Origin of the sequence: Paenibacillus sp. V4I3 (assembly GCF_030817215.1) — a bacterium.
Classification (GTDB): domain Bacteria; phylum Bacillota; class Bacilli; order Paenibacillales; family NBRC-103111; genus Paenibacillus_E.
In genome coordinates this window covers 708,751-722,736 of sequence record NZ_JAUSZA010000001.1, presented here as the reverse complement: position 1 = coordinate 722,736, position 13,986 = coordinate 708,751, and the positions used below count along the sequence as shown (strand labels likewise).

Sequence of the window (13,986 nt, the reverse complement as noted above, 5' to 3'; positions counted from 1 at the left end):
GAAAGAAGTATGGAACATGTTGAATTACAACGCAAGCCCAGAATAGTCGTTATTGGCGGTGGAACAGGTCTTTCGGTTATGCTTAGAGGATTGAAGGAGAAACCGGTTGATATTACAGCCATTGTGACGGTAGCGGATGATGGAGGAAGCTCTGGCATTCTCCGGAATGAATTGCAGATGCCTCCTCCAGGTGACATTCGCAGCGTACTAACGGCCCTTGCTGATGTCGAGCCCTTACTGTCGCTTATTTTGCAATATAGATTTCAAGTGGGTACAGGTTTAGCTGGACACAGTCTGGGAAATCTAATACTAGCAGCTCTTACGGATATTACAGGTGACTTTGTCACTGCGGTTCAAGAGATGAATCGGGTATTTGCTGTCCGAGGCCGGGTGCTCCCCGCATCGAATCAAGCTATCGTGTTGAAAGCGATCATGGAAGATGGTACCTTAGTCGTAGGCGAGTCCAAGATTCCAAAAGCAGATGGACGCATCAAACGTGTGTTCATCGAGCCGACTAACGTGACACCGCTAGCTGAAGCCGTTCAAGCTATACGCGAAGCGGATGCCATATTATGCGGCCCTGGTAGTTTATATACCAGCTTACTGCCGAATCTACTTGTCCCTGGGATCGCGGAAGAAATTGTGAAATCGAATGCTGTAAAGTTGTTCATCTGCAATGTGATGACACAGCCAGGCGAAACCGACGACTACTCGGTCAGCGATCATCTGGATGCCATTTATGATCACCTGGGCCAACATTTGTTTGACTATGTGATTGTGAACAATGGGGAAATCCCTCCGCAAGTTCAGGCGAAATATGCGGAAAAGGGTTCGAAAGCGGTTCATTTGGACCTAGAAGAAGTCACGAAGAGAGGGTATCGGATTATTGCTGATCGACTCGTGCTATTTCGTACCTACCTTCGTCATGATGCAGAGAAATTGAGTGACCATATTTATCAGCTCGTCGAAAGCTGGATGTTAAGGAAGAAGTGAGTCCCTTGTCCTTTGCGGCAACAACCAAAAAAGAATTGACGTTAATTACAGATGCGGAAGCATGTTGTGAAAAAGCGGAGCTGTCGGCTTTGATTCGAATGAATGGATCTGTGCAGCTAACCAGCCAACGCGTCGTACTTGATATTTCCACCGAGAATGCAGCTATTGCTAGGCGGATATACACGCTCATCAAAAAGACGTACAAATTGCACACTGAGCTGCTCGTGCGTAAAAAAATGCGTTTGAAGAAGAATAACGTGTATATTGTTAGAGTTCCCGGTCAGGTCCAGGAGCTGCTCAGTGATCTAAAAATTGTTTCCGAAGGGTTCATCTTCACTACGGGAATTAATAAAGAGATCATTCGAGGCAATTGCTGCAAACGTGCCTATCTTCGTGGGGCATTCATGGCTGGAGGCTCGGTGAATAATCCCGAGGGTTCTTCTTATCACCTCGAGATTGCCTCGATTTACGAGGAGCATTGCAAGGCGTTGTCACAGCTTGCGAACAAATTCGATTTGAATGCCCGCTGCATCGAGCGCAAAAAAGGGTTCGTCTTGTATATCAAGGAAGGCGAGAAGATTATTGAGTTTCTAAGTATCATTGGGGCACATCAAGCGCTGCTGCGCTTTGAGGATGTCCGGATCATGAAGGATATGCGTAACTCGGTAAATCGTATTGTCAATTGTGAAACAGCGAACCTCAATAAGACGATTGGCGCAGCCGTTAGACAGATCGAAAATATCCGTCTCCTGCAAAGGGAGGTCGGACTGGATAGCTTGCCTGAGAAGCTAAGAGAGGTTGCCGAGATTAGACTTCAGCATCCCGATCTGAATCTCAAGGAGGTTGGCGACATGCTTAAGGGCAGTGTAAGCAAATCTGGCGTCAATCATCGTCTACGAAAAATCGACGAATTGGCTGAAAAACAGCGGAATTCGTAGATAAGATGGCCCTGTACAGCGCATCTATAAGTTTTTCTCATTTTTTCTAGTGTACTTCAGGGAAAAATGCTATAATGTTAAAACATAGGGTATAGCACTGTTATCAATAGTAATTCATATAAGCTCCATATTAGGGGGAATTAGTTCCATGTCCAGACGTCCAGTCGTTGTGAAGTTGAGAACAGGACTTCATGCCAGACCTGCGGCATTGTTTGTTCAAGAGGCGAATAAATTTTCATCTGAGATCTTTGTTGAGAAAGATGAAAAGAAAGTGAATGCGAAAAGCATCATGGGAATTATGAGTCTTGCGATCAGTACAGGGACCGAAGTCTTCATAAGTGCAGAAGGTTCGGACGCCGAGCAGGCTGTAAACGCTTTAGTCACATTAGTTAGCAAGGAAGAATTGGAAAACCAATAATCCTTCAAAAGCTTCCTTTCGAGGAGGCTTTTTTGCGAGTGAAGTGGCCGTACAGTACAGCGAAGTTTAATAAGTGTCAAATTTGTTAACAATTAGGGAAATTAGCAACCTTTTTCTCTTGTCGACGTCTAATGAACGTGGCCAACGAAGGAAAGGGCTATTTGCCATTTCTGCCGGCTGCATTCAAATGTTAAAGGAGCCAGAGAAGAGAATGAAATTGAATTCGCTAAAAAAAGAGGTTACCCTCCTGCTTGCGTTGATCGTGTTTCTTGCTAGTACGATCGTATCACCGGCAGCTCACGCGGTATCGACAAGCTCGTCCTTCATTTTACTTTATATCGATAAGTCAGAAGCGTTCGTAAATGAGGAGCAAATCCATTTGGAGTCTCCGTCCACGATTATCAATGGCAGTACATTTGTCCCTGCTAAGTTCCTTGGGGATACGATGGGTTTCAAGGTGGAGTGGAATGATGCTTCACGGACTATTCAGATGACCCCTCCGGGTTACGACATCGTTCTCGATGCGGATCATAAGACCGTGACCACCAATGGGGTAGATACACCATTCAACACGGTTGCTGCGATCGTAAATGGGAAGCTTCTAGTGAAGCTAACTTGGTTAGCAGACTATATGGGCGCGAAGTATAAATATAATAATGAACTCCGTCGAGTGGAAATCGTACACTTTAAGACGCCTGAGGGCATCTATATTGACCAGGATAGCAACTCCAGACCTGTAGCAAAGTTCGCAACAGCAAAGCCTACATACCGTCTTGGAGAGCCTGTGAAGTATCTCGATCTTAGCTATGATCCCGATGCGGAAGGTATTGCGTCCTATGATTGGGCAGGTAATCAAGAAGCCTTTTTCAAACCAGGTAAATATCCGGTTACTTTGACGGTGAAAGATGGTCACGGACATGTAAGTAAATTGTTCAAAAGCTTTGTAACGGTGGTTAATGAACCTTATTTGACTGAAGTGGAATACCCGATTTATATGAAGCCGGTTGGTGGTTTCATCAAGTCGGATTGGGGCACGATTTGGGCTCATTTCAATGAGATGGCTCCTTTGCCTAAGAAAGTAACCGAAGTTCCAGGGCGTACGCTGCTAGTGAGCGACAGTCCGGAAGAATTTACAGAGAGTGGTATTCTGTACCGTGATAACATCAATGGTAAGGCGCGACTGTATGCCGATCATATCAACGGTACGAAGCAGAAAATGACCATGGCGATATTCGCAACGAATAACTCGGATAAGCCGGTTAAGATCAAGACAACAAATAAAGGGGAGGTGTATCCTTCCGTTTATGCGAATTTGATCGGTAGCGAAGCATCCGTAGACTTCCTTCTAGGCAATGTGTACACGGACGAACTGACGGTGCCTCCTCATGAGACTTACGTATATGCGAAGCTTCCGGACTTCTATCCGGGGCAGGGTGTGAACTTATTTTACGATGTGGAAACAGATGGTGAGCTGCAAATCTCGTTCGGTGTGACGGATCGCATGCTGACGCCAACGATAGCACAAGAGCTTCCGTTATTAGGCTTCACTGGCCACGTACGCGGGACGTTCCCGATATCAGAGATTAAATGGGATGTAGACGCCACAAGCTTCACGAAAACGTCGGTACTAACGATTGGGGATAACAAGACGGATCCGTTCGTTAAAGGGTATGACGTGATGCGTAAGCAGAATGTGGAGAACGGCGGTAATTATGGCGTAGTCTATAAAATCCATTCGGATAAGCCGCGCAAGATGGCTGTTATGATCATGGCCAAAGGCGGTGTGTTCAAAGGACCGTTCAAAATAAACGGTGAAATCATTCCAGTTCCATATTCCGGTGTCATTACGGCATTTGACGGAATGGAAGTACTGGCTCGTACAACGGGTACGGAAGACGCGCTGGACATCGAGTTTACGCCTCCGGCTGGATCGGCATTCCCGATTGACCTGATTTTCTATCCGTTGGATGAGAAGAAGTAAGGTAAGTTTGAAAGATAAGAGCCTTTGGAGATCCTAGTGTTGCTTAACAGCATAACACTGGGGTCTCTGGAGGCTCTTATTTTGTTTGCAAGCTTGAAGCAGCGGTGAGGAGATGGGTAATAAGCTCGGAAACCTAGCCTACAGTAAGCTCAACCCAAGATGAGGCTGGGTTGTGAGGGCTGAGAAGTCGGTTTCCAAGCTTACGGCGGCGGAGAGAAGTAGAATGTGAGGAGATCCAATAAAAAAACCAGCCGCACGGCCGCTCGTTCGAGCAGTCACTGCAGGCTGGTTTTTTATTTTACAAATTAGACGCGCTCGATGACTTTATCGATGAGTCCGTATTCGGCCGCTTCCGCAGCGCTCATGAAGTTGTCGCGGTCTGTATCCTTTTCGATGCGCTCAAAAGTTTGGCCCGTGCGCTCTGCTAGGATTTTGTTCAGGTTGTCTCTCATTTTCAAAATACGCTTAGCGCGGATTTCGATGTCTGAGGCTTGACCTTCAGCACCACCTAGTGGTTGGTGAATCATGACTTCACTGTTAGGCAAAGCGTAACGTTTGCCTTTGGCACCTGCTGTGAGGAGGAATGCTCCCATAGAAGCAGCCATACCAACACAGATCGTAGATACGTCTGGCTTAATGAACTGCATCGTGTCAAAGATAGCCATACCGGCTGTAATGGAACCGCCAGGGCTGTTGATGTAAAGCGAGATATCTTTATCAGGATCTTGTGCGGCCAAGAAAAGTAGCTGAGCAATGATGGAATTAGCCACAACATCGTTGACACCCGTGCCTAAGAAAATAATGCGGTCCTTCAGCAAGCGAGAGTAGATGTCATACCCTCTTTCACCGCGCGCGTCCTGTTCGACGACCATAGGGATAAAACTCATGAGAATGACCTCCTTGGGGTGGGTAGATGGTTTAAAAGTTTGATGCGTGGAATCAATGTCATCATTGAATTATGAAATTGATCTCCCGTGTACATACTGTTTACAGTATCTACAAGTATGATAACGAAAAAACCTCTGAAGGTCAAGAAAGGTCAAACTAACAACAAAAAAAATCAGCAGGGATGCTGATTTTGGCCATTCTGATGCTGATTCTACTGCAATTCTTATGAACGCGCCCGAAAGGAATCGAACCTTTATCTCAGGCTTCGGAGGCCTACGTCATATCCATTGGACCACGGGCGCATAAAAAGTTAAAAAGTGAAGCAAGGGTTATTATATGTCAGCCAACCAGAAAAAGCAAGACAGTAAGCCCTTTCAGCCCATATTGGTGAAAAATGTTTGAACAAATGTTGAATCTGGAAAGATTATTGGTTATAATGAGAAAGTAAGCTATCAGAAAGCATTCACGCTGAACAATTTTCAGTGATTTCATCTTTCTGATGTAAGATTTGTGCAAGAAACTTTTTTTTCGCCCGGGTGGGACACAAAATGTATACCCGGGACATAAAACGTCCAATAGACGGATCAGGAGCGTTATAAGTCGTCATATGAGAGAAATTCTTGACATTCAGAAACAGCTCTTGCCGGATCTCATGGACATCATGAAGAAGCGGTACTCGATTCTACATCATATCTTAGTCTCTGGTGTTGTCGGACGCAGAACGTTAGCTTCTTCGCTCGATATGACTGAACGCGTGCTGCGCGGGGAAGTTGATTTCCTTAAGGAGCTCGGACTTCTCGAATCGGATGCCACAGGGATGAAGATTAGTGAGTCCGGCCGTCAATTGCTTGAAGACATGCAGCCCATCATTAAGATGGCTTTTGGATTGACGGACTTAGAGGAAAGCATTGCTAAGTCGTATAGCATCTCGCAAGTGATTGTTGTCCCAGGAGACTCCGACACTTCGGTATTTACGAAGAAGGAGCTAGGACGTGCAGGTGCAGCAGCGCTCCGCAAGTACGTGTCCAAAGATGATATCATCGCAGTAACCGGCGGATCTACGATGGCGCAGATTGCCAATAACCTGGCGATATCCTCATCGATGAAAGGCAGTTGGTTTGTACCTGCTCGAGGTGGACTTGGTGAAAGTGTGGATATGCAGGCGAACACCATTGCTTCAATTATGGCCAAGAAAACTGGCGGTAAATACCGATTGCTGCATGTACCGGATCATCTCGGGGAAGAAGCGTACCAATCGCTCATCCAAGATCCACAAATTCAAGAAGTTGTTAACGCTGTTCGCAGTTGTCGCATTGTTGTACACGGTATCGGGGATGCTATGGTTATGGCACGAAGACGTAAGGTCGACGCCGAGACGACACGCAGTCTGGAAGCCGAGGGTGCTCTCGCAGAGGCGTTAGGGTACTATTTTGACCGCCAAGGAAATGTGGTTCACAAGATGCCAACCTTAGGACTTCGTCTGGAGGATCTTCAGCGCATTGAAGTCGTCATTGGTGTAGCCGGCGGGAAGAGTAAAGGGGAAGCGATCGCTTCCGTGCTTCGTCATGGACAGGAAGATGTTCTTGTAACCGATGAGGCAGCAGCTTTAGAAATTATGAAGCATGTTTAAAGAAGACGAAAGACATCATAACGTATGCCTTCATCAGCTGCGTTTTGAAATATAATTATTTATTTAATCTTAGGAGGAATCAGCTATGACAACAAAAGTAGGTATTAACGGTTTCGGACGTATTGGTCGTAACGTATTTCGTGCAGCTTTGAACAACTCAGAAGTACAGATCGTTGCAGTAAACGATTTGACTGACGTTAAAACATTGGCTCATTTGCTCAAATATGACACAACTCACGGTAAACTAGACGCAACAGTTGAAGCTGGTGAAGGCGAATTGATCGTTAACGGTCGTTCCATCAAAGTTTTTGCTGAGCGTGACCCTGGGAACCTGCCTTGGGCATCTGTAGGCGCAGAAATCGTAATCGAATCTACTGGTATTTTCACAGCTAAAGAAAAAGCATCCCTTCACTTGAAAGGCGGAGCTAAGAAAGTTATCATTTCCGCTCCAGCTTCCGACGAAGATATCACAATCGTACTTGGTGTTAACGAAGATAAATATGATCCAGCAGCTCACACAATTATCTCCAACGCTTCTTGTACAACAAACTGTCTGGCTCCTTTCGCGAAAGTTATCAACGATAGCTTCGGTATCGTAAAAGGTATGATGACAACTGTTCACTCTTACACAAATGACCAATCCGTGCTTGACGTTCCTCATAAAGATCTTCGTCGTGCTCGCGCAGCAGCTGAGAACATCATTCCTTCCAGCACTGGTGCAGCAAAAGCAATCGGTCTTGTTCTTCCAGAACTTAAAGGCAAATTGAACGGTATGGCTATGCGTGTTCCTACACCTAACGTTTCCGTTACTGACTTGGTAGTTGAATTGAAAGTTAACGTAACTGTTGACGAAGTAAACGCAGCTCTGAAACAAGCTTCCGAAGGCCCACTTAAAGGCATTCTGAACTACACAGAAGATGCGCTTGTATCCAGTGACTTCAATGGTGACCCAGCTTCCTCCACAATTGATGCTCTTTCCACAATGGTAGTTGGCGACAACATGCTGAAAGTGGTTTCCTGGTACGATAACGAGTGGGGCTACTCCAACCGTGTTGTTGACTTGGTAGCTTTCATCGCTAAAAAAGGTCTGTAATTTCATAGATCATTACAAAAACCATATGAAGGGGAGAAGAGATTCTCCTCTTTATGTGCGATTTTCCCACATAAAAGGTTGACCGGAAGTATACCATACACGTTCAGGAGGCTTTGACCTATGAGTAAGAAAAGTGTTCGCGATGTTGAAGTAGCTGGTAAAAGAGTGTTTGTTCGCGTTGATTTCAACGTACCTGTAGAGAATGGTCAAATCACCGATGATACACGAATCAGAGAAACACTCCCTACGATTAAATTTTTAGTCGAAAAAGGTGCGAAAGTCATTCTTGCAAGTCACTTCGGACGTCCAAAAGGTCAAGTCGTTGAAGAACTGCGTTTAACACCTGTAGCTGCAAAGCTGGCTGAATTGCTTGGACAATCCGTGATTAAAGCGGATGTATCGGTTGGCGAAATCGTGAAAGCGCAAGCGGATGCTCTTGAAAATGGTGACGTTCTCTTGCTTGAAAACGTTCGTTTCAATGAAGGCGAAGAGAAGAATGATCCTGAATTGGCAAAAGCTTTTGCTGAGCTTGCAGACCTGTTCGTCAATGATGCATTCGGTGCTGCTCACCGTGCGCACGCTTCGACAGAAGGAATCACACACTTCATTCCAGCGGTTTCCGGCTTATTGATGGAGAAAGAGCTTGATGTTCTAGGTAAAGCATTAAACAATCCAGAGCGTCCTTTCACAGCCATCGTTGGCGGATCCAAAGTGAAAGACAAGATCGCTGTCATTGAGAACCTCCTGAACATTGCAGATAACGTCCTTATTGGCGGTGGTCTGACTTATACATTCCTGAAAGCACAAGGTCACGAAATCGGTAAATCTCTCGTGGATAACGAGAAACTCGACCTGGCGCTTAGCTTTATTGAAAAAGCAAAAGAAAAAGGCGTTAACTTCTTGATTCCAGTTGATATTGTTGTTGCTGATAAATTCAGCGCAGATGCGAACACGCAAATCGTTGGCGCTGACGGAATTCCCGCTGAATGGGAAGGTATTGATATCGGACCGAAAACACGTGAACTATATGCAGACGTTATCGCGAAATCCAAACTCGTTGTTTGGAACGGACCGATGGGCGTATTCGAAATTGAGCCTTTCTCCCATGGTACACGTGCCGTAGCGCAAGCTTGTGCAACTACTGAGGGTTACACAGTTATCGGTGGTGGCGATTCCGCTGCAGCAACAGAGAAATTCCACTTGGCTGATCAAATGAACCATATGTCCACAGGTGGCGGAGCTTCCTTGGAATTCATGGAAGGTAAAGCATTGCCAGGCGTAGTAGCCTTGAACGATAAATAATTGATTGTAAAGGAGCATATCCAATGAGTAGAAAGCCGATTATCGCGGGTAACTGGAAAATGTTCAAAACCGTTTCCGAAGCAGTTAGCTTCGTGAATGAAGTAAAAGGCAGCACTGTAGAAGGCGTTGAGAGCGTAATTTGCTCCCCCTTTACGAATCTGCCTGCTTTGGTTGAAGCTGTGAAAGGTACAGACGTTCACGTTGGAGCGCAAAACTTGCATTTTGAAGACAATGGCGCATACACAGGAGAAATCAGCGGCGTTATGCTGAAGGATCTTGGTGTGGAGTATGTCATTATCGGTCACTCCGAGCGTAGAGCTTACTTCGCTGAGACAGATGAAATCGTAAATAAGAAAGTCGTTGCGGCTTTCAAACACGGCTTAACTCCGATCCTTTGCGTAGGTGAAAAGCTGGAAGAACGCGAAGCGGGTCAAACGAAAGATGTTTGTAAAGTGCAAACAGAAGCAGCTTTTGCTGGTCTTAGCGCAGAGCAAGCAGCGCAAGTTGTTATCGCTTATGAGCCGATTTGGGCTATTGGTACAGGTAAATCTTCCACTGCTGAAGATGCACAAGATGTTATCGGCTACATCCGTCAGCTGGTAAGTGGTCTATACGGCGCGTCCGTAGCTGATGCGGTTCGCATTCAATACGGCGGCAGCGTGAAGCCAAATAACATTGCTGAGTACATGGCACAGCCTGACATTGATGGCGCACTTGTTGGCGGAGCGAGCTTAGAGCCAGCTTCCTACATCCAGCTCGTTCAGGGGGCGAAGTAACATGTCCAGACCGAAACCGGTAGCACTCATCATTCTCGATGGCTTCGGACTCCGCTCGGAAGAGCAGGGGAATGCGGTTGCTCATGCCAAAAAGCCTAACTACGACCGTTACTGGTCAAGTTATCCACATACAACCCTTACCGCTTGCGGTGAGGCCGTAGGTTTGCCAGAAGGCCAGATGGGGAATTCTGAAGTAGGACACCTAAACATCGGCGCAGGCCGTATCGTCTATCAGGATCTGACGCGGATTTCCAAATCGATTCGTGATGGTGAATTTTACGATAATGAAACGATTCTAGGCGCTTTTCGCCATGCAAAAGAAAACGGAAAAAAGCTGCACCTCTACGGGCTGCTCTCCGATGGCGGCGTACATAGTCACATTCAGCATTTGTTCGCTTTGCTGGACTTGGCTAAAAAAGAACAATTTGATGATGTGTACATCCATGCTTTCCTAGATGGCCGCGATGTGGCTCCAGATTCTGCAAAGAGTTATATGGCCAGCCTGCAGCACAAAATCATGGAAGTCGGCGTAGGGCATATTGCGACCGTTCAAGGCCGCTATTATGCGATGGATCGCGATAAACGTTGGGAGCGGACGGAAAAATCCTACCGTGCCATGGTTTATGGCGAGGGCCCTACCTATACAGATCCAATGAAGGCTATTATTGAATCTTATGAGAAATCGGTCTTCGACGAGTTCGTTATGCCAACGGTTATCGTTGGTGATGATAGCAAGCCGGTAGGTCTTGTAGAATCAGGGGATGCGGTTATCTTCTTCAACTTCCGCCCTGACCGTGCGATTCAGCTTTCGCAAGTCTTCACAAATGAAGATTTCCGCGGTTTTGACCGTGGTCCTAAAGCAGCTAGGAACCTGTACTACGTATGTCTGACACTGTTCAGTGAATCCGTAGAAGGCTTTGTTGCCTACAAGCCTAAGAATCTCGACAATACCCTCGGTGAGGTGCTGGCTCAGAATGGTCTGAAGCAGCTTCGTGCAGCGGAAACAGAGAAATACCCACACGTAACTTTCTTCTTCAGTGGTGGTCGGGATGCGGAATTGCCAGGTGAAACCCGTCTTCTTATTCCTTCGCCGAAAGTAGCTACGTACGATTTGCAACCAGAAATGAGCGCATATGAGTTGGCAGCTGCTGTGGTAAAGGAAGTCGAAGATGAGCGTCATGACGTGATCATTCTCAACTTCGCTAACCCTGACATGGTAGGTCACTCCGGTTTGCTGGAGCCTACCGTTAAAGCAATCGAAGCAACAGATGCTTGTCTAGGTCAAGTTGTAGAAGCGATCCTCGCCAAAGGCGGCGTAGTCTGTATCACAGCCGATCATGGTAATGCTGATGTGGTTACGAATGCAGATGGATCACGTAACACAGCACATACAACGAATCCTGTGCCTTTTATTGTTACGGACAAATCTGTTACACTAAGAGACGGCGGAATTTTGGCAGATATTGCCCCAACGATGCTAGACTTCTTAGAGGTTACACAACCGGAACAAATGACCGGGACAACCATCATAAAGCGGTAATTCAAACATAATATTAAAGGAGTGTTTTCTAACAATGACGATTATTTCTGATGTTTATGCACGCGAAGTATTGGATTCCCGCGGTAACCCAACTGTAGAGGTAGAAGTATATCTAGAGTCCGGCGCTTTCGGCCGCGCTATCGTTCCTTCAGGCGCTTCCACAGGCGCATACGAGGCTGTTGAGCTTCGTGATGGTGACAAAGGTCGTTACCTTGGTAAAGGCGTTCTGAAAGCCGTTGAGAACGTGAACGAAATCATCGCTCCTGAAATCATCGGTCTAGACGCGCTTGATCAAGTTGGCATTGACCACAAAATGATCGAGCTTGACGGTACTCCTAACAAAGCAAAATTAGGCGCTAACGCGATCCTAGCTGTTTCCATGGCAGTTGCTCGCGCAGCAGCTGATGCTTTGGATGTTCCACTTTACGTATACCTTGGCGGATTCAACGCTAAGACGCTTCCAGTTCCTATGATGAACATCATCAACGGTGGGGCACATGCCGATAACAACGTTGACGTTCAAGAGTTCATGGTTCTGCCAGTAGGCGCGCCTACATTCAAAGAAGCTCTTCGCATTGGCGCTGAGATTTTCCATAGCTTGAAATCCGTTTTGAAAGAAAAAGGCCTTAACACAGCTGTTGGCGACGAAGGCGGATTCGCTCCTAACTTCACTTCCAACGAAGAAGCTATCACAACTATCCTTACAGCAATTGAAAAAGCTGGCTATACACCAGGTGTTGACGTATTCTTAGGTATGGACGTTGCTTCCACAGAATTCTTCAAAGATGGTAAATACCACCTTGAAGGCGAAGGCAAATCCTTCACATCCGCTGAGTGGGTTGACTTCCTTGCTGCATGGGTTGATAAATACCCAATCATCACAGTTGAAGACGGTTGTTCCGAAGACGATTGGGAAGGTTGGAAATTGCTTACTGAGAAATTGGGTAACAAAGTTCAACTCGTTGGTGACGATCTGTTCGTTACGAACACTGAGCGTCTTTCCAGAGGGATCGAAGAAAACATCGGTAACTCCATCTTGGTTAAAGTTAACCAAATCGGTACGCTTACTGAGACTTTTGATGCGATTGAAATGGCAAAACGCGCTGGTTATACAGCGGTTATCTCCCACCGTTCCGGTGAGAGCGAAGACAGCACAATCGCTGACATCGCTGTTGCTACCAACGCTGGTCAAATTAAAACAGGTGCTCCGTCCCGTACGGACCGTGTAGCGAAATATAACCAACTTCTTCGTATCGAAGACGAGTTGTTCACTGTTGCTCAATACGCTGGTAAAAAAGCATTCTATAACTTGAGAAACTTCAAGTAATATATTTCGTAGTAATTAATTAAATACCAAGGGGGTCCGCTGTATGAGCAACTGGGTGAAAACTATTTTATTTCTGATAGGTTCCGCGCTGCTCACGCACTGGATCCCTTCTTCTTTTTTTCGTAATATAGACACGATGGTTCATGAATTTGGGCATGCTGTGGTGACCTTGGCCCTATCGGGAAAAGTGATGTATATTGAGCTCTATCAGGATCATAGCGGGGTTACTTATTCATCAATTACGAAGCAATGGGCGATCATCCCGGTAGCCTTAGCAGGTTATATCACGGCATCACTCTTTGCTTGGTTCCTGTTCTCGGCTTATTCGAAGGGTAAGCAGCGTTTAGGTTTGCAGGTTATGATCGTGCTGTCTGGTCTCTCGTTAATATTGTTCGTCCGGAATGGTTTCGGAATCATGTTCTTAGTCGGTTTCATTGCGCTGACGATCATTGTTCTGGCGCTTACACCAAAGTGGTTGCGTGATTTTTACTACTTACTGCTTGCTTTCTTATGCTTAGAAGAGTCTGTGTTTGGCCCGTTCTCCTTGATCATCTACGCATGGGGAAATGCGCGACAAGCGGGCGATGCCACGAATTTGGCACTGCATACCGGTATTCCGGCTATCGTATGGGCCGTCCTATTTACGTTATTTGCATTGTGGTGTGCGAAACAGGCCGTGCAAGCATTTCTAGGACGTAATAAGCGTGCAAGGAGCTCTAGCCGACAATCACCAACACCGTCCTACCGAGACTAGAGGGGAACCACTAGGGTGCCTCTTTGTTGTATTCTAGGACGAACTGTGTTAAAATACTCATGCTAGTTGTATAAGGCAAAGAACAGGCAATTGGGGTGCTAATAACATGGTAATCTTTATGAAAATTTTGTTAATCATAGCTTCGGTTGGATTAATTGCGATTGTACTTTTACAAAAAGGTAAAAGCGCAGGTTTGTCCGGTGCCATTTCCGGTGGTGCAGAACACTTATTTGGTAAGCAAAAAGCACGCGGTTTGGAACTATTTTTGTCCCGTTTTACTATGGGGCTTGCTGCTGCATTTTTCATTCTTTCCATTGTCGTAGCATACGTAGTGAAGGCCTAACAC

The 13,986-nt window shown here is 46.1% G+C and carries 13 protein-coding genes and 1 tRNA gene; 12 read left to right on the top strand and 2 right to left on the bottom strand.

Annotated features, from left to right (window positions below):
- Positions 1-9: 9 nt before the first annotated feature.
- The 4 genes from QFZ77_RS03440 (at position 10) to QFZ77_RS03425 (ending at position 4,330) form a co-directional block, all read left to right on the top strand.
- Positions 10-993 carry a gluconeogenesis factor YvcK family protein gene (locus tag QFZ77_RS03440; RefSeq protein ID WP_307436176.1) on the top strand — a complete coding sequence of 328 codons (984 nt, stop codon included), beginning with the start codon at positions 10-12 and terminating at the stop codon, positions 991-993.
- A gap of 5 nt (positions 994-998) precedes the next feature.
- Positions 999-1,931, top strand: coding sequence for a DNA-binding protein WhiA (gene whiA, locus QFZ77_RS03435; RefSeq protein ID WP_029195994.1), 933 nt, complete (start codon positions 999-1,001; stop codon positions 1,929-1,931).
- Positions 1,932-2,079: 148 nt separating this feature from the next.
- Positions 2,080-2,349 carry an HPr family phosphocarrier protein gene (locus tag QFZ77_RS03430; RefSeq protein WP_028555561.1) on the top strand — a complete coding sequence of 90 codons (270 nt, stop codon included), beginning with the start codon at positions 2,080-2,082 and terminating at the stop codon, positions 2,347-2,349.
- A gap of 211 nt (positions 2,350-2,560) precedes the next feature.
- A complete protein-coding gene (locus tag QFZ77_RS03425) occupies positions 2,561-4,330 on the top strand; it encodes a stalk domain-containing protein (protein ID WP_307436165.1) in 1,770 nt (589 codons plus the stop codon).
- 305 nt (positions 4,331-4,635) lie between these two features.
- Here QFZ77_RS03425 and clpP read toward each other — a convergent pair whose 3' ends face one another.
- Entirely contained in the window at positions 4,636-5,217 is a 582-nt protein-coding gene (clpP, locus tag QFZ77_RS03420) for an ATP-dependent Clp endopeptidase proteolytic subunit ClpP (protein WP_029195996.1), read from the bottom strand.
- A gap of 231 nt (positions 5,218-5,448) precedes the next feature.
- A tRNA-Arg gene (locus QFZ77_RS03415) sits at positions 5,449-5,520 on the bottom strand.
- A gap of 305 nt (positions 5,521-5,825) precedes the next feature.
- On the opposite strand from QFZ77_RS03415, the gene QFZ77_RS03410 reads away from it, so the two are divergent.
- The 8 genes from QFZ77_RS03410 to secG all read left to right on the top strand — a co-directional run bounded on the left by QFZ77_RS03410 (position 5,826) and on the right by secG (position 13,983).
- Positions 5,826-6,848 (top strand): sugar-binding transcriptional regulator, encoded by a 1,023-nt coding sequence (locus QFZ77_RS03410; protein ID WP_307436160.1) that lies wholly within the window; start codon positions 5,826-5,828, stop codon positions 6,846-6,848.
- Positions 6,849-6,933: 85 nt separating this feature from the next.
- A complete protein-coding gene (gene gap / locus QFZ77_RS03405) occupies positions 6,934-7,941 on the top strand; it encodes a type I glyceraldehyde-3-phosphate dehydrogenase (RefSeq protein ID WP_171641362.1) in 1,008 nt (335 codons plus the stop codon).
- Between the two features lie 120 nt (positions 7,942-8,061).
- Positions 8,062-9,243: a phosphoglycerate kinase gene (locus tag QFZ77_RS03400; protein WP_307436155.1), complete on the top strand. Its 1,182-nt coding sequence runs from the start codon at positions 8,062-8,064 to the stop codon at positions 9,241-9,243.
- 23 nt (positions 9,244-9,266) lie between these two features.
- A complete protein-coding gene (gene tpiA, locus QFZ77_RS03395; RefSeq protein WP_307436153.1) occupies positions 9,267-10,019 on the top strand; it encodes a triose-phosphate isomerase in 753 nt (250 codons plus the stop codon).
- Position 10,020: 1 nt separating this feature from the next.
- Positions 10,021-11,559, top strand: coding sequence for a 2,3-bisphosphoglycerate-independent phosphoglycerate mutase (gene gpmI, locus QFZ77_RS03390; protein ID WP_307436150.1), 1,539 nt, complete (start codon positions 10,021-10,023; stop codon positions 11,557-11,559).
- 34 nt (positions 11,560-11,593) lie between these two features.
- Positions 11,594-12,886, top strand: a complete 1,293-nt coding sequence (gene eno, locus QFZ77_RS03385) for a phosphopyruvate hydratase (protein ID WP_307436147.1) — start codon at positions 11,594-11,596, stop codon at positions 12,884-12,886.
- 43 nt (positions 12,887-12,929) lie between these two features.
- Positions 12,930-13,640, top strand: coding sequence for a M50 family metallopeptidase (locus QFZ77_RS03380; protein ID WP_307436144.1), 711 nt, complete (start codon positions 12,930-12,932; stop codon positions 13,638-13,640).
- A 106-nt stretch (positions 13,641-13,746) separates the two neighbouring features.
- Positions 13,747-13,983 carry a preprotein translocase subunit SecG gene (secG, locus tag QFZ77_RS03375; protein WP_029196004.1) on the top strand — a complete coding sequence of 79 codons (237 nt, stop codon included), beginning with the start codon at positions 13,747-13,749 and terminating at the stop codon, positions 13,981-13,983.
- The last annotated feature ends 3 nt before the right edge of the window (positions 13,984-13,986 follow it).

What these genes read in the sequence shown, in the direction of transcription:
- QFZ77_RS03440 (WP_307436176.1), top strand. Translation starts at nt 10, where the DNA reads ATGGAACATGTTGAATTACAACGCAAGCCCAGAATAGTCGTTATTGGC.
- QFZ77_RS03430 (WP_028555561.1), top strand. Translation starts at nt 2,080, where the DNA reads ATGTCCAGACGTCCAGTCGTTGTGAAGTTGAGAACAGGACTTCATGCC.
- QFZ77_RS03425 (WP_307436165.1), top strand. Translation starts at nt 2,561, where the DNA reads ATGAAATTGAATTCGCTAAAAAAAGAGGTTACCCTCCTGCTTGCGTTG.
- clpP (WP_029195996.1), bottom strand. Translation starts at nt 5,217, where the DNA reads ATGAGTTTTATCCCTATGGTCGTCGAACAGGACGCGCGCGGTGAAAGA.
- QFZ77_RS03410 (WP_307436160.1), top strand. Translation starts at nt 5,826, where the DNA reads ATGAGAGAAATTCTTGACATTCAGAAACAGCTCTTGCCGGATCTCATG.
- gap (WP_171641362.1), top strand. Translation starts at nt 6,934, where the DNA reads ATGACAACAAAAGTAGGTATTAACGGTTTCGGACGTATTGGTCGTAAC.
- QFZ77_RS03400 (WP_307436155.1), top strand. Translation starts at nt 8,062, where the DNA reads ATGAGTAAGAAAAGTGTTCGCGATGTTGAAGTAGCTGGTAAAAGAGTG.
- tpiA (WP_307436153.1), top strand. Translation starts at nt 9,267, where the DNA reads ATGAGTAGAAAGCCGATTATCGCGGGTAACTGGAAAATGTTCAAAACC.
- gpmI (WP_307436150.1), top strand. Translation starts at nt 10,021, where the DNA reads ATGTCCAGACCGAAACCGGTAGCACTCATCATTCTCGATGGCTTCGGA.
- eno (WP_307436147.1), top strand. Translation starts at nt 11,594, where the DNA reads ATGACGATTATTTCTGATGTTTATGCACGCGAAGTATTGGATTCCCGC.
- QFZ77_RS03380 (WP_307436144.1), top strand. Translation starts at nt 12,930, where the DNA reads ATGAGCAACTGGGTGAAAACTATTTTATTTCTGATAGGTTCCGCGCTG.
- secG (WP_029196004.1), top strand. Translation starts at nt 13,747, where the DNA reads ATGGTAATCTTTATGAAAATTTTGTTAATCATAGCTTCGGTTGGATTA.